The following is a 16,914-nucleotide window of genomic DNA, read 5'->3' as shown; positions in this document are numbered from 1 at the left end:
GCTATCCCTGGCAGGGTGGACGACATGGATACGGCAAGTGGTGACGAGCGGGGAACGACGGAGCGGGTGCTCGCGCTGCTCGGGCTGTTGCAGCAGCGCCAGATCTGGACCGGCCCCGAGCTCGCCGACCGGCTCGGGGTCACAGCGCGCACGGTACGGCGTGACGTCGAGCGGTTGCGTGCCCTCGGCTATCCGGTGCATGCCGGCCACGGCGTCGGCGGCGGCTACCGGCTCGGCCCGGGCAAGGACCTGCCGCCGCTGCTTCTCGACGACCAGGAGGCCATCGCCACCGCCCTCTCGCTGCTGGTCGGCGCGCGCGGCGCAGTCGCCGATTCCGGCGACGCCGCGCTACGGGCGCTGACCAAGCTCGACCAGGTGCTGCCCGCACGGCTGCGCCACGAAGTGCGTGCGCTCACCGGCTCCGTGGAGTCCTTCGACGCAGGCCGCACGCCGATCGACGCCGAGGTACTCATGACGCTGGCCAGAGCCTGCCGCGACGAAGTCGAGGCAGGCTTCGACTACCCGTCCGGGAACGAAAGGCGACGGCGGCGGGTCGAGCCCTACCGGCTGGTCGCCTCCGACCGCCGCTGGTACCTCTTCGCCTACGACCTCGACCGCGAGGACTGGCGCACTTTCCGCGTCGACCGGATCACCGAGGCGTCCGCACGAACCTGGCGCTTCGATCCGCGCACGGCGCCTGACGCGGTGACGTACGTGCAAGAGAACGTGGCGAGCCGGGTCTACCCGCACCAGGCGCGCTTCCTCGTGCACGCATCCGCCGAGACGGTGCGCGCGCAGCTCCCGGCATCCTCGGCCGTCGTACGACAGCGCGGATCCCAGCTTTGCGAGGTACTCAGCGGCGCCGAACGTCTCGACGCCGTGCTCATGCACGTACTCCTGCTGGGACACGCCTTCGAGATACTCGACCCTCCGGAACTCGGGACGCGCTGCCGCGCGTTAGCGCAGAGCCTGCTGTCGGCCGGCGCAACGATCGGCGCTGACACGTTGGTTGGCCGGGTGGGATGATCTTCTGGTTGATTGTGCTGGAGGGGACTGTCTGTGGGGGCCGTGTCGCCGTCGTACAAGGGGCATCGGTATCCGGTCGAGGTCATCTCCCACTGTGTGTGGCTGTACTTCCGCTTCCCGCTGTCGTTCCGCGAGATCGAGGAGCTCATGCTCGAGCGCGGGATCGTCGTCTCCTACGAGACGATCCGCCGCTGGTGCGCCAAGTTCGGGCAGACCTATGCCAACGCGCTGCGCCGCCGACAGCCCCAGCCCGGGGACAAGTGGCACCTGGACGAAGTCTTCATCAAGATCAATGGGGAACAGAAGTACCTGTGGCGGGCTGTCGACCAGGACGGCAATGTCCTGGACATCCTGGTGCAGAACCGGCGGGACAAGGCTGCGGCCAGGCGTTTCTACCGCAGGCTGATGAAGAGGACCGGTGCGGTGCCGCGGGTGGTCGTCACCGACAAGCTCCGCTCCTACGGCGCGGCTCATCGCGAGGTCATGCCCTCCGTCGAGCACCGGCAGTCGAAGTATCTGAACAACCGGGCGGAGAACAGCCACCAGCCAACCAGGCAGCGCGAACGGGCAATGAAAGGCTTCCGCGGCACCGGCGCAGCCCAACGGTTCCTGTCCGCGTTCAGCGGCATCTCACCCCACTTCCGACCCCGACGGCACCTGATGAACGCCACCGAACACCGCACCGAGATGATCAACCGCTTCGCGATCTGGGACCAGATCACAGGCGCCGCCGGCCAGCCCACCACAGCTTGAGCCTAGGCTGACGCCTGGGCCAGCCACACCCTGGCACCCCGTCAGACACCCACGTCCCCAACAACGTGACAGCGCCGCCGCGACGCCTACACCGCCCGCGCCCGCCGACTCCTGGCCCGCCACGGCGACACCACGGCCGTGATCATGATCGACGCCGACAAGTTCAAGGCCATCAATGACGGCCTCGGGCACGCGGCGGGCGACACCGTTCTCGCCGCGTTCGGCGCCCGGCTCACCGCCTGGGCGGGCCCGCACGCCGCTGTAGGCCGCCTCGGAGGCGATGAATTCGCAGTCGTCCTTCAGCTGACCGCCAGTCGCCGCGCGCAGCGCCTTCAGCAGCTGGTCCGGATGCTGCACACGCCGGTCGCCCTGGACGATGGCTGCACGGTCGACGTGGCCGCGTCGGTCGGCGCCGCGACGCCGGACGTGCTCGGCACCCGCGACCTGACCGTGTTGCAGAGGGCGGCCGACGCCGCGCTCTACGACGGGAAGCACTCCGGCCGCGCAGTCGTCGCCACGGCCACGCACGCGGCCACGCCGTCCATCAACGGGCGCCGGACCGGCCGTCCGGGCACAGCGGTGTGGGGGCGAGCCGCATGAGCGCCGCGCCCCTGCCCGAAGGCGACTGGATCCGCGGCATCAGCATCAGGCAGCCCTGGGCGACCTGCATCCTCGCGGGCAAGAGCCCGGAGAACAGGCCCAAGCCCTGGAGCTGGCGCGGCTGGGTCCTTCTCCATGCCGGGATGGCGAAGCCGGAGCCCGCCGTGCTGCGCGACCCGCTGGTCGCCCGCACGATCCGCGGCCGCGAACTGCACCGCGGTGCGGTCATCGGCGTCGCCCGCCTCGCCGACTGCCACCAGGACCCCGACGGCTCCCCGCCCTGCACCGAGTGGGCGCAGACCGATGCGTGGCACCTGGTACTCGCTGACGTCCAGGAGCTCGCCCTGCCCATCCCCGTCGGCAGGCAGCTCGGTCCCTGGAAGCCAGCACCGGACCTGCTCTCCCAGGTCCTCCAGCAGTTGCCAGACCTGCGGCCATGACCCGTAAGAAGCCGCCGTTCGAGCCGGGCTGCGTCCCGGCTCCCTTCTCGACTGGCGCGACAGCCAGCACTACGACCACTGGCAGATGCGCCCCTGCGCGCTGCGCGAGCAGCCCACGCCGATGCGCTCCCACTCCGGGGAGCCGTCCCACAAGGCGTGCACTGAGAACTGGATCTCCGAGCACCCCACCGAGGCCCGCCTAATCGAGATCATCCGCAACCTCCGTGAGCGCATCACCGAGGCCCGCGCCAACGGCTGGCTCGGCGAGGTCGAAGGACTCCAGGTCAGCCTCAACGCCGCCATGGCCAAGCTCACGAGCCTCAACCGGACCCCCACCGACGGCCGCCCCCAACTGGTCGACCTCGGCATGCCCATCTTCAACGACACTCCAAGTCCGTGACGTATACGACGGTACGGGCCCTGAGGTTCAGCACACTGAATCTCAGGTGCACGTGGCGTTGGGACGTCGCAGATGCCAGCTGGGGCGGTGAACACCAGCAGGGCCCACCCGGTAAAAACGCCGCACCCCAGCGTCTTCCTACCGTGTTCCGGCCGCACCCTGGGTTGGGTTCACGCGCTCAAGCTTGGTCCAGCCGGTCCAGCCTCGCTTCGTCAGCAGCTCGATCAGCCGACGGGCCGGCGGCAGGGTGTCAAACACATGTGTATCCAGCAGCTCGGCGAACGGTGGCTCGATGCCGGTGTCGTCGACGTAGAACTCGCCCTGCTCGTTGGCCATCTGTGTGATGTAGGCGGCCAGCTTGTCGGCCAGTTCGACGAGCCGTGGGTCGTCGTCGGTGCCGTCGAGAGCTTTGCCCAGGGTGAGATAGAAGTCGATGATCTGCGGGTTGGCTATCTGCTCCCGCTTGCGTGCCATCCACTCCGGGACGCGCTCGGGTGAGCGCGCGGCCAGCGGGATCCAGCCGTCGCGCTCGACTTGGACGATCCGTTCGTCGACTCCGAGCGCCCGCAGCCGGTCAAGGTAGTCGACCACTTCCTGGGGCAGTGCCAGGCTGTCCCCGGCGGCGAGGCGGGCGATCCGCTCGCGGTGTCGCTGCCGTTCCCGGATCTCCGCCCGCAGCCGCTTGTCGATATCTGCGACTGCCGCGGCGAACTCCTCCTCGTTTGCCTGGAGCAGCTTCCGCACGCGCGCCAGAGGGACCCCGGCCTCGGCGAGGGTCCGGATCTTGACCAACTCGACCACGGCGTCGGCGCCGTACCTCCGATAGCCGGAGTGGTCCCGCTCCGGTTCCGGCAGCAGCCCCTTGGCGTGATAGTGCCGCACCGTGCGCACCGTCACTCCGGCATACGACGCCAGCTCGCCGATAGTCAGCATCAGACCAGTCTCCTAGTTCGCAGCCCGGGTCCGGTAGAGACGCCGCGACCAGAGGTAGCCGACCAGCCCGATCACCACACACCAGCCGATGGCCCAGAGCATGTCCGAACCATCGGGCGATCCGGCCAGCAGACCACGGAAAGCGTTCATGATCGGCGTGAACGGCTGGTACTCGGCGAACCACCGCAGCCCGGTCGGCATCGACTCCACCGGCACGAACCCGCTGCCCACGAACGGCAGCAGTATGAAGATCATCGGCCAGTTACTCGCGGCCTCCGGGTTCGGGCTGACCAGCCCCAACGCCACGGTGAACCAGGTCATTGCGAACGACAGCAGCGAGAGCAGCCCGACAAGGCCCAACCACTGCATCGCCGAGGCGGCGGTCTCCAAACCCAGCAGGAACGCCACCCCGAAGACCGTGGCGAGGGCCAGCGCAGTCTGGACCATCGCGCCCAGCACATGGCCGGTGAGCACCGAGACCTTGGCGATGGCCATGGTTCGGAACCGGTCGATGATTCCGCCTGTCATGTCGGTGGCGACCGAGACCGCGGTGCTGATGGACACGCTCGCCACCGCCATCACCAAGATCCCCGGAGTGATGAACGTCAGGTAGTCGCCGCGGTCCCCCGCCGGGGCTCCGGGCAGACCGGCGCCCATGGTGCCTCCGAAGACGTAGACGAACAGCAGCAGGAACAACAGCGGCAGGCCGATCAGCATCAGCGTCTGCGATGGGTACCGGGCCATGTGCTTCAGGTTGCGGCGCAGCATGGTCGCCGAATCGCGGACGGCATACGTCGCGCTATTCATGCCGACACCTCCTCGGGAGACTCGTCGGCGGTGGAGTGGTCGGTCAGAGCCAGGAATACGTCATCCAGGTCCGCGGTGTGCACGGCGAGCCCGGTGACCACGTCGTCGTCGATCCCGGCCAACAGCCGTCGCAAAGTGGTGAGGCTGCCGTCGTGCGGCAGGGTCAGGGTGAGCGCCGCGGCGTTCGTGTTCGCCCCGGGGAACTGGCGCGCCAACTCGGCCAGCCGCTCACTGTCGGCGGCCTGAAGCGCGACATGACCGCCGGGGACCAGCCGCTTCAGCTCGGCCGCGGTGCCCTCGGCGACCAGTCGGCCCCCGTCGAGCACACCGATCCGGTCGGCAAGCTGGTCGGCCTCCTCCAGGTACTGGGTGGTGAGAAAGACGGTCACCCCGTCGGCCACCAGCTGCCGCACGATCCCCCACAGATCACGGCGGCTGCGCGGGTCGAGGCCGGTGGTCGGCTCGTCGAGAAAGATCAGCCGAGGTCCGGCCACCAGGGTCATGGCCAGGTCCAGCCGCCGTTTCATACCGCCGGAGTACGTCACAGCGCGCCGGTCGGCGGCATCAACCAGGTGGAAGCGCTCCAGCAGTTGCTCCACCACGCTTTCCGCATGGCGCCGTTCGAGGTGACCGAGGTCGGCCATCAGCCGCAGATTTTCCCGCCCGGTCAGTAACTCGTCCACGGCGGAGAACTGCCCGGTCACTCCGATCGACGCACGCACCTGGTCTGCCTCGCGGCGCAAGTCGTACCCGGCGACCCGAGCCTCACCGGCGTCCGCAGGGAGCAACGTGGACAGGATCCGGACTGTGGTGGTCTTGCCGGCCCCGTTGGGTCCGAGCAGGGCGTAGACGGTGCCTGCGGGGACGGTGAGGTCGACCCCGGCGACCACCTCGTGGTCGCCGTACGACTTGCGCAGCCCGGCGACCTCGATCGCACTGGTTCTTGTCGTCATGCCGACCATGCTGAGAGGTTGCCCCTGCGTCAGGGTCAACTGTTGCGGCTACATGGCCTCCACCCGGTGATCGATTCCTTAGTCCGGAAAAGAGCATCTGGTCTCACCGAACTGCTTGCCCGCGAACTTCGCGCCCGCGGCCGCCAGGTCGACGTCGAACACCTACACGTCCATCTGCCGCGCGTCCTCAAGGCGGCCGACACCAGCACCGGAGCGAGCGCATGACCACCACGGCCCTGTACGAGATCGAGACCAGCGAGGGCGATGACGGCACCCCGCACCCCGTCGAACAGCTCTGGACGCCCGGCGAGGACGCCGTGGAGAAGGGCTTCGTCATCCATCGCGGCCTGTACGTCACCGGGATCGACGACGCGACCGAGGGTCACCTCTACCCGGTCGCGTTCGTCTTCCTTGGCAAGTCAGCGTGTTGAGCAAGGCGTGTCGAATGTGTGCCGTGCCGCCGGTACGACTGAGGACCCACGTCGCGTGGCTTTGCTGGCGTGGTCGGGACCGGGTTCGGTGCTGCTTCCGCAAGGTCTGCGCCGTGGACTGGAACGCCGCCCATCCGACCGAGGTGCGGTTCGTCTGCGACGCGGAGCCCAGGTCCCGCACGAGACGCGATCACGTCTGAGCACGGCAATGCCCCGGGGCGGGCTGTTTCGTCACCAGCGAGTCGCCAGCCAGCCATCCCCGGGGCACCCACACTCTGCCCGAGTAAAGGCACCTCATGCAATCGCCGCCCCTCCGATCTGATCATCGGCCCCGAGAACGTGGACCAGATCTTCTGGCCACTCGTCCGCGATCTTGCCCTGAGCGGGCGGGGCGCCCCGCAACCCCGTCGGCGCACCAACGCGCTCCCTTGATCACCTGGCAGCCCTGGGCAGATTCATCCCACCGCGCCCGGACAGCACCAGGCCGCCCTGCACGCCCATCCGTCACGGAGGCTCCACACACATGCCTACTCGTCCCACCACCGCTACCGCGCTCACCGTTCTGACGCTGCTGGGCACTCTTGCCCTCACTGGATGCGGAGCCGGTACGCAGTCCCCGCCGGCCCACGAGGGCCGCCTGAAGAAGGCCGCCGGCATCGGCAGCATGGACCTGACCCTCACCAAGGGGCTCTGGGAGACGACCCGCCCTGCGGCACTCAACGACCACAAGACAACGGTCGCCGCAGGAGAACGTGGCCGCCGTGGGCTGATCCGCATCACCCTCTCCGGCACCCAGCTCGGCGACTACCTCACCGAACTCGACAAGGAAGCGCACTGCGGATGGGGCACCTGCACCAAGGACACCGAGAAAGCCGCCGCCCGACGCGTCTACGACACCCTGGGCCCGGCGATCGACCGTGTGAAGAACATCCGCACCGCCGACGACCCCACACCGGAAGTCATCATCGACGACACCCTCGACACCAAGGCCCGGTGACCGCATCCGTTGCGCCCCGCCCGCCGGGCGGGGCGGCGTACCGTGGCCATAGAACTGAAGGAGGCACTCGTGGACGCCACGCTCAAGACGGTCATCGACGGCAACCTGGTGGAGCTGCCCGGCACCATCGCCACCATCCGCGCCACCATGCCCCCCGACCAGGCCGCAGTGTTCGACCGCGAGATCGAGCACGTCCCCGCCGCCGACCTCCCCACCGCCCTCGTCCGCTGGGCCCTGGCCGGCACCGCCGCCGACAAGGAAGACGACGCCCTCTTCGAGCGCCTCGCCCGCGGCGAGGACATCGGCGCCGTCCCCGCCGACACCGACCGGCCGGAGGTGGCGTGAGCCGCTACCGCATCCACTACGCCCCACCCGCAGACCAAGCCCGCAGCGCCATGGAACCGGCGCTGCGGGCTCGTTTCGACACCGCCATGCAACGCCTCGCCGTGGATCCCTACGGGCAGGGATCCGCACCCGTCAAGGCCGATGAGGACCGGCGTGAAGCGGTCGCCGCAGGGGTCGTCATCCGCTACTACGTCAGCGCGCCCGTCCTGACCGTCACCGTCGTCCGCGTCGTCTACATCTGATCCCGCAACCACAGGAGCCCCGCCCTCCCCTACGCCGGGGAGGGCGGGGCTCCTGTGCGTACGGAGCCACTGCGGACCCTGACCTCGGATCCGCCTTGTAGGTGAAGACGAGTCCGCGTGGTGGGTGTCGGTCGGCCATCCGAAATCGAACAAGCGTATTATTGTGCGGTGGCTATGCATGACTTCCCCGAAGGCCTTCGCGCAGCTCAGCTGCGTCTGCATCAGACGTGGGCGGAGTACGAGGCCCTCGGCCGCACGCTTCCTTGGTCGGTGGAGCCTTCCGAGGGTGCTGTCACGTTGTCGGCGGTAGCGTGGGATGATCTTCGGATTGCCTGGGTTCGGTGAAGGGATCGCTGGTGTCGGCTGTGCCGCCGTCGTACAGGAACCACCGGTATCCGGTGGAGATCATCTCGCACTGTGTGTGGCTGTACTTCCGCTTCCCGCTCAGCTTCCGCGAGGTCGAGGAGTTGATGCTCGAGCGGGGTGTCATCGTCTCGTACGAGACGATCAGACGCTGGTGTGTGAAGTTCGGGCAGGCCTACGCCAACTCGCTGCGCCGCAGGCGTCCGCAGCCTGGCGACAAGTGGCATCTGGACGAGGTCTTCATCAAGATCAACGGAGAGCGGAAGTACCTGTGGCGGGCCGTCGACCAGGAAGGCAACGTGCTCGACATCCTCGTGCAGAACCGGCGTGACAAGGCCGCGGCCAGGCGTTTCTTCCGGAAACTGCTGAAGACGACCGGGCGGATGCCCCGCGTGATGATCACCGACAAGCTGAAGTCCTACGGCGCCGCGCACCGGGAGGTGATGCCCTCGGTCGAGCACCGCTCGCACAAGGGCCTGAACAACCGGGCGGAGAACTCCCACCAGCCCACCAGGCAGCGCGAACGGGCGATGAAAGGCTTTCGCAGCGTCGGTGCGGCCCAGCGGTTCCTGGCCGCGTTCAGTAGGATCTCACCTCACTTCCGGCCCAGCCGTCACCTCATGACCGCGAGCCGCTACCGCTTCGAGATGACCCTCCGCTTCACCCTCTGGAACCACATCACCGGCAACCCCGGCATACTCGCCGCCGCCTGAGCAACAGGCCGGGCAACGGCTCTCCCCGACCTCAGACGATCACACCTCCGACAACGTGACAGTGCCCGGCTGAGTCCTACGCCGGGCCGGTGCGGGTGAAGCAGCAGGACGGTTCGTGGGCTGACATCGACACCGAGCTGTTCGATGGGGGCGCCGCGTTGGAGCCGCAGTCGGCAGCCGCCGACATCACGGTCTCGGACGGTGGCGACAAGCAACTGGCTTCGGTCTCAGAGGGAGGCGCGTCGCTGGCGCTGGGCTGGGAAGACACTCTGCCCGCACCAGCGGTAAAGGACGACACTGCCTCCTATGACCTGGGCGAGAGGCAGACCTTGACCGTCACTGCCCTGAAGGAAGGCTTTTCGCAGAACGTCGTCTTGGACTCGGCTCCCACTGGCGAGCTCACCTATCGCATCCCTGTCACCCTTAAGGGGCTTGCGCTGTCCGAGTCCGACTCGGGACACCTGCTGCTGAAGAACAGTGCAGGAAAGCTGATCGCCGAGGCCCCGGCGCCGATGATGTGGGACTCGTCAGTGGACGGGAAGTCTGGAGAGTCAGCGCATCTCGCTCCGGTCGACACGAAGATCGAGACCGCAGCTGACGGCCGTCAAACCCTGGTCCTGACCCCGGACGCCTCCTATTTCGACCAGGACCTGACCTACCCGGTCATCGTGGATCCCACCTCCACACTCGCGGTCACAACTGACACCTGGGTCGCCACGAACTACGCCGACTCGCAGGTCTCTTCCGCCGAGTTGAAGTCGGGTACGTACAACGGCGGCACGACCAAGGCCCGCTCGTACCTGAAGTTCGACGTGTCGGACTACGCAGGAACCCACATCATCGACACGAACCTGGCGCTCTACTCCACCTGGTCCTCTTCATGCGCTGTCGGGTCTGGCACGGCGGTGCAGCGGGTGACGGGGTCCTGGTCGTCGTCCTCGGTGACATGGGACGCGCAGCCGGCGGCCACCACCGGCCAGGTGATCAATACGGCGGCCAAGGGGTACTCCTCCGACTGCCCGGCCGGTACGATGAACTTCGATGTCGACTCCATCGTTCGAGCATGGACGAGCGGCACCGACAACCACGGCGTACTGATCCGCGGCGTGAGCGAGACAGACTCCCTGACCTGGCGACGCTTCCGCTCCGCCAACTACGTCTCCGGTGCGGACAGCGCCACGGAACCGCATCTCACGGTGACGTACAACTCCTACCCCGCAGTTCCCGGTACGACATCCGTCGCTCCCGCCACGACGAGCGGGGGCATAAAGACCGTCACCTCACTCACGCCCGTGCTCTCGACCCGGGTGAACGACGCCGACCCAGGGACCAGGGAACGCGTCCAATACACGATCGAGCCCGACCCGGCCTACAACGACACGATCTACGCGCTCACCGCGGACAGCGCCTACGTTGACTCCGCCGAGGTCGCCGCTTTCGCCGTCCCGGCCGATGCACCGCTCAAGAACGGCACTCACCTACGTCTGCGGGCCCGTGCCTACGACGGCACCGACTACTCCACCGCATGGAGTGCCTGGCAGACCTTCACCGTCGATACCTCGAAGGCTGCCGCACCGAAGGTACCGACCGCGCCTGCGACCGGCGCTGTTGAGACCACGACACCAATCCTCACCGGCATCGTCACGGCCGCCAACGACAAGAGCGTGACCGCCGAGTACCTGCTCTACGACGCTGTCGGAAACCCCGTCGGCACCAACCCTCTCACCACCGGGGCCCAGGACGGCGAGCGCGCCGTCGTGCGGGTGCCAGACGATGTACTCACCGACGGCACGTCATACCGCTGGAAGATGCGCAGTTGCGCCGGTAACCTCTATTCTGCCTATACGGCCCTGCAAAACTTCACCCTCGACGTGAAGGAAGAAGCCGGCACCAACGGGACCACCGGCACTGCCCCCTCCGCAGTGACCAACCTGAAGGCTCAGGGCGGCGAGAACGGCGCGCTGGTGACATGGACGGCGGCCCAGTTCACAGGAGGCGACGACGATGTCGTCACCTACACGGTCACCGCACACGGCCCGGACGGCACGACGGCCGGCACCATGACCACCACGGGAACTTCCCTAGTTTTCACCGACATCGGCGCGGACGCCGGGGACATCGCCTACACCTTCAAGGTGACCGCCAAGAACGACTACGGCACGAGCCCATCCGCCACGTCCAACGCCGTCACGCCCGCGTCCGTACCGGGCGGGACAGCCGCGTACCAGACCGCTCTTGAGGCGTACCACTACGCCCGGGGCGGATTGATGACCGGAAGCTACGTCGACGCCGGCGACGCCGCGGCCAACAGTGTCTACGGCGCTCAGTTCCTCAGTCACCTCACCAGGGGCCAGGAGTCGGCACTGAGAGAGCGAATCAGCGTCTCCGAGGACGACACGGACAACACCAGGCCCGAGACCCAGCTCAGCGAGGTACTGGCCATGCCATCCGCTGATGGCAATACAGTCACAATACGCGCCACTGTTAAGACCACGAACGTCATCGTGACCGACGTGAGTACCAGCACAGCCGACCCCACCGACGAGACCGGCAGCTTTAAGATTCGGTACACTTTCACCGCCGGCGACAAGCCCGTCCTGGTCTCAGCCGTCACCGCGTCCGCGAACGAGATGGTGGTACAGCAGAGCAGCGCCGCACTGGCCGACTTCGGAAACGACATCGACCAGGAACTGCAGGACGAGGACACCGAACCCTCTGTGTTCGACGGCGACTCCACCGACGACGGCAGCGACGGCACCGCCACCCCGGTCTCCTTCCACGCCACGCAGGCCGGCTCGTACGCCCGCACCGGCGCTGCCACCTGGGCAGTGTCCAACTGGGACGCCAAGGCTCTGTACGACTCAGACTGCACGAACTTCGTCTCCCGCGCGATTACCAAAGGCGGCGGCGTGAGGGAAAAGGGCGATGGTGGAGAGTGGTACCGAAGCACGGACGCGTGGTGGCGCAACCCTGGCCAGTGGGGTCACGACGAGACCCTCTCCTGGATCAACGCGGCCTATTTCAAGACCTTCGTCTCCAAGCACATGCTCAGTTCCAAGCGTAATACGAGCAATGCGTACACAGGCGATGTGATCCTGTACGACTGGCAGGGTGATGGCAAGGTCGACCACGCTTCAATCATCACAAAGATCAGCAACGGAAAGATCTACGTCACCCAGCACACGAAGAACTACAAGTACCGGAGTTTCTCCGCACAGAGAGCAGCCGAACCGAAGATGAAGTTCTGGATCTACCGAATCAAGCCGGAGTGGTACTGATGCCATCAGCGGCGAAACTGCGCGAACCGTTCCAGCTCTCCACCCGTGCATTCTGGTTCGTCTCCATGGAGGCGATCTGGGCCCTGCTCATCGCCAGGAGCCTGTGGACCTGGCGCGACGATGCCTCCGTGTTCCTGGCGAACGTTCCATATATGTCCTGGCTCAGCGTAGGGGTGACGGCTTCCGTCGTTCTCAGCCTGATCCTGCTGTCGCGCGACCGTATATGGTCGCGACGGATTGGCTGGGCGCTGACCGTGGTGCGCTTGTGTCTGCTGCCCTTGATAGCCCTCGAATGGCATCCAGGAATGTCGCCGTTCATCTCTTTGTGGTGACCCGCTGAGGGCGGCGTCGAAGAACACCCCAGTCGGACCAGCCAGCTGACCAGGCCGCGTCCACCGGTCAGCCGCTGGTGGACTGACCTCAACTCAGAGCCCCGGTTGCGGCTGTCTTCCTCTGAGCTCCGTACTGGTGAACAGAGAGACGGTGGCTGTGCCCCCGGAACTCCTTCACGTTCGTAGCTGTCAGCCCTACAAGGCAGCCGCCCCGAATCTTGCGAGGTTCGGGGCGGCTGCCGCGCTAACGGGAAGGTCGATTGTGCCGGGACTGCTCCCCCAGGGTCATTGCGTGAAGTGATCTCGTCCGGGTTCGTCAGGTGAGTCCGAGGGCGGCCAGTGGGCGGCGGTAGTCGCGGGCGGCTCGTCGGAGGGCGGCGGCCATGTTGGTGGCGCCGTCCTGGCGGTGGACGCTGATGGCGAGGTTGCGCAGGGATGCCATGGTGCGGGGCAGGTGTCCGGTGCGGACCTTGGAGTCGTCCTCGCGGAAGGTCCGGTCGCGGACGTGATGCAGGAGGTTCTCGATACCCCAGTGGCCTCTGGTCCAGGAGGCGAGTTCGGGGCCGGTCGCGGCGTCGGGGGCGAGGCTAGTGATCAGGTAGATCCGCTCGATTGTGAGCTCACCGGTGGTCCGGTCCAGGCGCCATCGGACGATCTGGAGGGCCTGCTTCGCGTCGGGGTAGTCGAGGTGGTCGAAGGCGGCGGCCTTCAGTCTGCGGATCTCGATGCGGTGGTGGGCGCGGGTTCGGTCGTAGTGCTCCAACGGCATGTCCCGCCAGGGGAGATGGCGCACCCGGTCGTGAAGCTTGGCGTGGTTCTTCTTCACGATCGCCAGGTAGTGGGCGCCACGGGACCGCAGGTAGGTGCCGTGAGCGTGCTGGGTGTGCAGCGCATCGGCGGTGATCACGACGCCGTCCAGGTTCTCGATGGTCTCCAGCAGGGGTGCGAAGGCAGGTATCTCGTTGCTCTTGTCGGCGATCTGCCGCTGGGCCAGGACGGTGCCTGTGTGGTCCATCGCGGCGAGCAGGACCACCGCCGTCTTCCCGGTGGTGCGTGATCCGCGGACCGTCTTGCCGTCCACCGCGACGGCCCGACGGCCTGCCCGCGTGGCCGGCTCGCCGTCCGGGGCGGTCTGGGTGAGGCGAGTGTTGAGGAAGGCTCCGATGGCCCGATCCAGGGCGTCGCCGTCCAGGCGTTTCGGCAGGCGACGGACGGTCGCCGGGTGTGGGACGGGGATCTGCCCGGTGAGTGGGTCGGGGGTGAAGCCAAGCGATTTCAAGGCCCAGGCTGGCGCGTCGGCGATCCATTCGCCGATGGCGGTCAGCGACTTCGCGCCGGCCAGGACCCCGGCGGCCACCGCGCTCAACAACGCGCCGAATGGGTAGACCCGGCCCTTGCGACCTCGGGGATCGGGCACGCGGTCCAGGAAACTTCGCAGGTCAACGGCGTCGAGAAGGGGTGCTGGTTCGGTTATCGAGGCCAGTTGGCGCAACGGGGAGGCAATGGACGATGATGCAGAGGCAGGCACGGGCTCGCTCGGTGTTCATGGGACGTAGACACTCACATGATCACCGGCACCGTGCCTGCACTGCTTTCCGCCCCCGGAACCGCACCAACCCCGACATGACGCAACGTCACAGACATCTGCCGCGAAGCCGCTTCACGCAATGCCCCTGGTGCGCCACCTGCGCGAGTACCGCCCCGTGGCAGCGGAATCGCCGCGATCTCTCACACCCATGACAGTGCGCTCCACCCGGGAAACCGGCGCTGACCTGTGCTAACGCACAAGCCCTCACTGTCTCTCACCTCACTGTCACAGAACCGAGAGATCGCAGCACGGCCGCAGAAGGCTCCTATGCGGGGCGGCGCTAAGACTGAGCGTTTTCAGAGTGGCCACCGGTCGGGTGATGGGGTGGCCTCCCGCAACGCGCGAGGCCTGTGCCGTTGAGAGAGGTGTTCGACGTCTCAACCCATCAGCTCAGGAGCCTCGTTGGTTCCGTATCCTGCCGTACTCGACCTGCCTCACCCCCTGGTCGAGTGGGTAACCATGCTCATCGTCACCCGTGAGGGTGACCGTCGCTGCAAGCTCCCGCCTCACCAGCGTGCTCTCGTCGGCCTGGTCTACCTCCGCCGGCACGACACGCTTGCGCAGATCGCCGCCGGTTTCGGCATATCCGTCGGCACTGCCCACGCCTACGTCACCTCCGTCGTCGGCCATCTGTCCCGCCGGGCGCCCGGGCTGCTGCGGGTCCTGCGGGAGACGGATCCCGATCACGTCCTGCTCGACGGAACGCTCGCCGAGTGCGACCGGGTCGGTGACGGCCGGGCCGATTACTCCCACAAGCACCGCCGCCACGGCGTGAACGTGCAGGTCGTTGCCGATCCACTGTCGGCGTACGACCTCCGCTGGCTCTGGCAAGATTTTCGTAGGCGGAGATCATCTCGGTGCCACGGTCGGCCGGTCCGCAGGATGGGCAGCCTGTGATTGTGCTCTGTTGAACTGATCAGCCTGTTACCGCAGTTGTCCGATGTGCAGGTGGTTTCGGTTGAGGTATCCGATGCCGCGGTGGTGGTCCGTGCCCGCACGAGATCCGGTGAACCGGCGGGCTGCACGGAATGCGGCCGGCTCAGCGAGTGGTGCCACAGCCGCTACGCACGGCGCCTCGCCGACGTCACGCTCGCAGGCCGCCCTCTGCGCATCGACCTGTCCGTACGCCGCCTGTACTGCGAGAACACGACCTGCCCGAAGACGACCTTCACCGAGCAAGTACCGGGCCTGACCGTGCGCTACCAGCGGCGGACACCACGACTGCAGCGCCTGGTGGAGGACATCGGCGTGGTGCTGGCCGACCGCGGCGGGTCCCGGATGCTTCGAATCTTGAATATCAGGCTCTCGCGGGTCGCCGTCTTGTCCCAGCTGATGCGGGTGTCGCTGCCGCCACTGGTCACGCCCCGGGTCCTGGGGGTCGACGACTTCGCTCTTCACGGCGGCACCTACGGCACCCTCCTCGTCGACGCCACCACCCGGCTCCCGCTCACCCTCTGGGAAGGACGTGACGCGCAACAGCTCGGCCGCTGGCTCCGTGAACACCCGGGCGTCGAGGTCGCCTGCCGCGACGGCTCCCTCACCTACCGGCAGGGCATCACCGCCGGCGCCCCCGAAGCCGTGCAGGTCAGCGACCGCTTCCACCTCTGGCAGGGCCTGTCCCGCCGAGTTCAGGACATCGCCTCCGCCCACCGCGGATGCCTGCCCGCAGCCCTGCCACCGGTCAGCGAGGATGATGATCGCCCACCGGTCGAGAAGACCACTGACAACGCCGCGGCGGGCAGCTGGGCCGGGCGTCATGCCCAGAGCCTGTTCGAGGCGGTCCAAGCCCTGACCCGCACCGGCCGGAGCCACAGCTCCGTGGCCCGCGAGCTCGGCCTGGACCGCCGCACCGTTCGTAAGTACGCCCGTGCCCGCACCTGGCAGGAAGTCATGCGCCGGCCGCCCCGCAAGCCCTCCACGCTGGACCCCTACCTCGGCTACCTGTGGCAACGCTGGGACGAAGGACAGCACAGCGCGAAGATCCTGCACGAAGAACTGCAGGCCAAGGGCTACCTCGGTCACTACCAGCGCGTGAAGATGGCCGTCGCACCGCTCCGCCGCGGCCTGCCCATCGACGAGCCACGCGAGCGCCCACCCTCACCTCGCGAAGCGGCCCGCTGGATCACCGCCCACCCGCGCCGCCGCAGCCCGCACATCAACGAGCGCCTGCCCCGGCTCCTCGAACACTGCCCCGAACTCAAGCTCACCCACGACCTGGTCCGCCGCTTCGCCACCATGGTCGACAACCAGGACGCGGCACCCCTGCCGGGCTGGCTGAGTGACCTCGCACAGAGCGGACTCGCTCCTCTCACCGGCCTCGCCGGAGCCCTATACGAAGACCGACATGCCGTCGCCCAGGGAATCACGACCCCTTACAGCTCCGGAGTCAACGAAGGCCGCATCACCGACGTCAAGCTGCAGAAACGGATCATGGCCGGGCGTGCCGGCGTCTCTCTTCTCCGCCACCGCGTCGTCCTGATCGCCCACCTTCGCCGACGCTATACGGACCGGCCGACCGTGGCACCGAGATGATCTCCAGCTACGAAAATCTTGCCAGAGCCACGTTCATGCGTACGCTGACACCGCTCGACACGGCCATGCCGCGCGCCGACTACCACGGTGCGTCCCGGGCGTAGACGGGCTGCAGGTTCCGAAAAGATGCCTTCAGTCCAAGGAACTTGCCTCAATTTGCCAACCTGGTCCGGAGTCTCCT

Annotated in this window: 18 protein-coding genes and 1 pseudogene; 15 read left to right on the top strand and 4 right to left on the bottom strand. The window is 67.3% G+C overall.

Annotated elements, in window-relative coordinates; all coding sequences use genetic code 11:
- Positions 1 to 24: 24 nt before the first annotated feature.
- From BN1555_RS37645 to BN1555_RS39530, 5 genes are all read left to right on the top strand, one after another.
- The gene (locus BN1555_RS37645) at positions 25 to 1,026 is read left to right on the top strand and encodes a helix-turn-helix transcriptional regulator (RefSeq protein WP_093804421.1); all 1,002 of its coding nucleotides are present in this window, start codon (positions 25 to 27) and stop codon (positions 1,024 to 1,026) included.
- 33 nt (positions 1,027 to 1,059) lie between these two features.
- Positions 1,060 to 1,779, top strand: a complete 720-nt coding sequence (locus BN1555_RS37640) for an IS6 family transposase (protein ID WP_093804395.1) — start codon at positions 1,060 to 1,062, stop codon at positions 1,777 to 1,779.
- 111 nt (positions 1,780 to 1,890) lie between these two features.
- On the top strand, positions 1,891 to 2,379 hold the full coding sequence (locus tag BN1555_RS37635; RefSeq protein ID WP_369689057.1) for a GGDEF domain-containing protein: 489 nt from the start codon (positions 1,891 to 1,893) through the stop codon (positions 2,377 to 2,379).
- On the top strand, positions 2,376 to 2,819 hold the full coding sequence (locus BN1555_RS37630; RefSeq protein ID WP_093804420.1) for an ASCH domain-containing protein: 444 nt from the start codon (positions 2,376 to 2,378) through the stop codon (positions 2,817 to 2,819). Before BN1555_RS37635 ends, BN1555_RS37630 begins: the two co-directional genes overlap by 4 nt.
- 85 nt (positions 2,820 to 2,904) lie before the next feature.
- A complete protein-coding gene (locus tag BN1555_RS39530; RefSeq protein ID WP_255306572.1) occupies positions 2,905 to 3,219 on the top strand; it encodes a hypothetical protein in 315 nt (104 codons plus the stop codon).
- Between the two features lie 138 nt (positions 3,220 to 3,357).
- Here BN1555_RS39530 and BN1555_RS37620 read toward each other — a convergent pair whose 3' ends face one another.
- Genes BN1555_RS37620 through BN1555_RS37610 form a run of 3 tightly spaced genes read right to left on the bottom strand, consistent with a single transcriptional unit; the run spans position 3,358 to position 5,912 of the window.
- Positions 3,358 to 4,152: a MerR family transcriptional regulator gene (locus BN1555_RS37620; RefSeq protein ID WP_093804394.1), complete on the bottom strand. Its 795-nt coding sequence runs from the start codon at positions 4,150 to 4,152 to the stop codon at positions 3,358 to 3,360.
- A gap of 12 nt (positions 4,153 to 4,164) precedes the next feature.
- Positions 4,165 to 4,959 (bottom strand): ABC transporter permease, encoded by a 795-nt coding sequence (locus BN1555_RS37615; RefSeq protein ID WP_093804393.1) that lies wholly within the window; start codon positions 4,957 to 4,959, stop codon positions 4,165 to 4,167.
- The gene (locus tag BN1555_RS37610; protein ID WP_093804419.1) at positions 4,956 to 5,912 is read right to left on the bottom strand and encodes an ABC transporter ATP-binding protein; all 957 of its coding nucleotides are present in this window, start codon (positions 5,910 to 5,912) and stop codon (positions 4,956 to 4,958) included. Before BN1555_RS37610 ends, BN1555_RS37615 begins: the two co-directional genes overlap by 4 nt.
- A 66-nt stretch (positions 5,913 to 5,978) precedes the next feature.
- Between BN1555_RS37610 and BN1555_RS39790 the strand changes: the two genes are divergently transcribed.
- The 8 genes from BN1555_RS39790 (at position 5,979) to BN1555_RS37570 (ending at position 12,613) form a co-directional block, all read left to right on the top strand.
- Positions 5,979 to 6,137: a hypothetical protein gene (locus tag BN1555_RS39790; protein ID WP_218058285.1), complete on the top strand. Its 159-nt coding sequence runs from the start codon at positions 5,979 to 5,981 to the stop codon at positions 6,135 to 6,137.
- Positions 6,134 to 6,343 (top strand): hypothetical protein, encoded by a 210-nt coding sequence (locus BN1555_RS37600; RefSeq protein ID WP_093804392.1) that lies wholly within the window; start codon positions 6,134 to 6,136, stop codon positions 6,341 to 6,343. The genes BN1555_RS39790 and BN1555_RS37600 overlap by 4 nt, the downstream gene beginning before the upstream one ends.
- Before the next feature lie 523 nt (positions 6,344 to 6,866).
- Positions 6,867 to 7,340, top strand: a complete 474-nt coding sequence (locus tag BN1555_RS37595; RefSeq protein ID WP_093804391.1) for a hypothetical protein — start codon at positions 6,867 to 6,869, stop codon at positions 7,338 to 7,340.
- Between the two features lie 42 nt (positions 7,341 to 7,382).
- Positions 7,383 to 7,685: a hypothetical protein gene (locus tag BN1555_RS39525; protein WP_218058284.1), complete on the top strand. Its 303-nt coding sequence runs from the start codon at positions 7,383 to 7,385 to the stop codon at positions 7,683 to 7,685.
- The gene (locus BN1555_RS37585) at positions 7,682 to 7,927 is read left to right on the top strand and encodes a hypothetical protein (RefSeq protein WP_093804389.1); all 246 of its coding nucleotides are present in this window, start codon (positions 7,682 to 7,684) and stop codon (positions 7,925 to 7,927) included. The genes BN1555_RS39525 and BN1555_RS37585 overlap by 4 nt, the downstream gene beginning before the upstream one ends.
- Positions 7,928 to 8,283: 356 nt before the next feature.
- Positions 8,284 to 9,003 carry an IS6 family transposase gene (locus BN1555_RS37580; protein WP_093804418.1) on the top strand — a complete coding sequence of 240 codons (720 nt, stop codon included), beginning with the start codon at positions 8,284 to 8,286 and terminating at the stop codon, positions 9,001 to 9,003.
- Between the two features lie 89 nt (positions 9,004 to 9,092).
- Positions 9,093 to 12,281, top strand: coding sequence for a DNRLRE domain-containing protein (locus BN1555_RS37575; protein ID WP_093804388.1), 3,189 nt, complete (start codon positions 9,093 to 9,095; stop codon positions 12,279 to 12,281).
- Positions 12,281 to 12,613, top strand: a complete 333-nt coding sequence (locus tag BN1555_RS37570; protein ID WP_093804387.1) for a hypothetical protein — start codon at positions 12,281 to 12,283, stop codon at positions 12,611 to 12,613. Before BN1555_RS37575 ends, BN1555_RS37570 begins: the two co-directional genes overlap by 1 nt.
- 316 nt (positions 12,614 to 12,929) lie before the next feature.
- Here BN1555_RS37570 and BN1555_RS37565 read toward each other — a convergent pair whose 3' ends face one another.
- A complete protein-coding gene (locus tag BN1555_RS37565; protein WP_255306571.1) occupies positions 12,930 to 14,030 on the bottom strand; it encodes an ISAs1 family transposase in 1,101 nt (366 codons plus the stop codon).
- Between the two features lie 573 nt (positions 14,031 to 14,603).
- Between BN1555_RS37565 and BN1555_RS37560 the strand changes: the two are divergent.
- Positions 14,604 to 14,999 (top strand): annotated as a pseudogene (locus tag BN1555_RS37560) (transposase family protein); the annotation flags it as partial.
- A 180-nt stretch (positions 15,000 to 15,179) separates the two neighbouring features.
- Complete coding sequence (locus BN1555_RS37555) at positions 15,180 to 16,733, top strand: ISL3 family transposase (RefSeq protein WP_255306570.1); 1,554 nt, start codon at positions 15,180 to 15,182, stop codon at positions 16,731 to 16,733.
- The last annotated feature ends 181 nt before the right edge of the window (positions 16,734 to 16,914 follow it).

It is taken from the genome of Streptomyces sp. Wb2n-11 (assembly GCF_001049855.1).
Classification (GTDB): Bacteria; Actinomycetota; Actinomycetes; order Streptomycetales; family Streptomycetaceae; genus Streptomyces; species Streptomyces altiplanensis.
Note: the sequence above shows the minus strand (reverse complement) of the source record. Positions and strands in the feature narration are given on the sequence as shown.

What these genes read in the sequence shown, in the direction of transcription:
- BN1555_RS37645 (WP_093804421.1), top strand. Translation starts at nt 25, where the DNA reads ATGGATACGGCAAGTGGTGACGAGCGGGGAACGACGGAGCGGGTGCTC.
- BN1555_RS37630 (WP_093804420.1), top strand. Translation starts at nt 2,376, where the DNA reads ATGAGCGCCGCGCCCCTGCCCGAAGGCGACTGGATCCGCGGCATCAGC.
- BN1555_RS39530 (WP_255306572.1), top strand. Translation starts at nt 2,905, where the DNA reads ATGCGCCCCTGCGCGCTGCGCGAGCAGCCCACGCCGATGCGCTCCCAC.
- BN1555_RS37620 (WP_093804394.1), bottom strand. Translation starts at nt 4,152, where the DNA reads ATGCTGACTATCGGCGAGCTGGCGTCGTATGCCGGAGTGACGGTGCGC.
- BN1555_RS37615 (WP_093804393.1), bottom strand. Translation starts at nt 4,959, where the DNA reads ATGAATAGCGCGACGTATGCCGTCCGCGATTCGGCGACCATGCTGCGC.
- BN1555_RS37610 (WP_093804419.1), bottom strand. Translation starts at nt 5,912, where the DNA reads ATGACGACAAGAACCAGTGCGATCGAGGTCGCCGGGCTGCGCAAGTCG.
- BN1555_RS37600 (WP_093804392.1), top strand. Translation starts at nt 6,134, where the DNA reads ATGACCACCACGGCCCTGTACGAGATCGAGACCAGCGAGGGCGATGAC.
- BN1555_RS37595 (WP_093804391.1), top strand. Translation starts at nt 6,867, where the DNA reads ATGCCTACTCGTCCCACCACCGCTACCGCGCTCACCGTTCTGACGCTG.
- BN1555_RS37570 (WP_093804387.1), top strand. Translation starts at nt 12,281, where the DNA reads ATGCCATCAGCGGCGAAACTGCGCGAACCGTTCCAGCTCTCCACCCGT.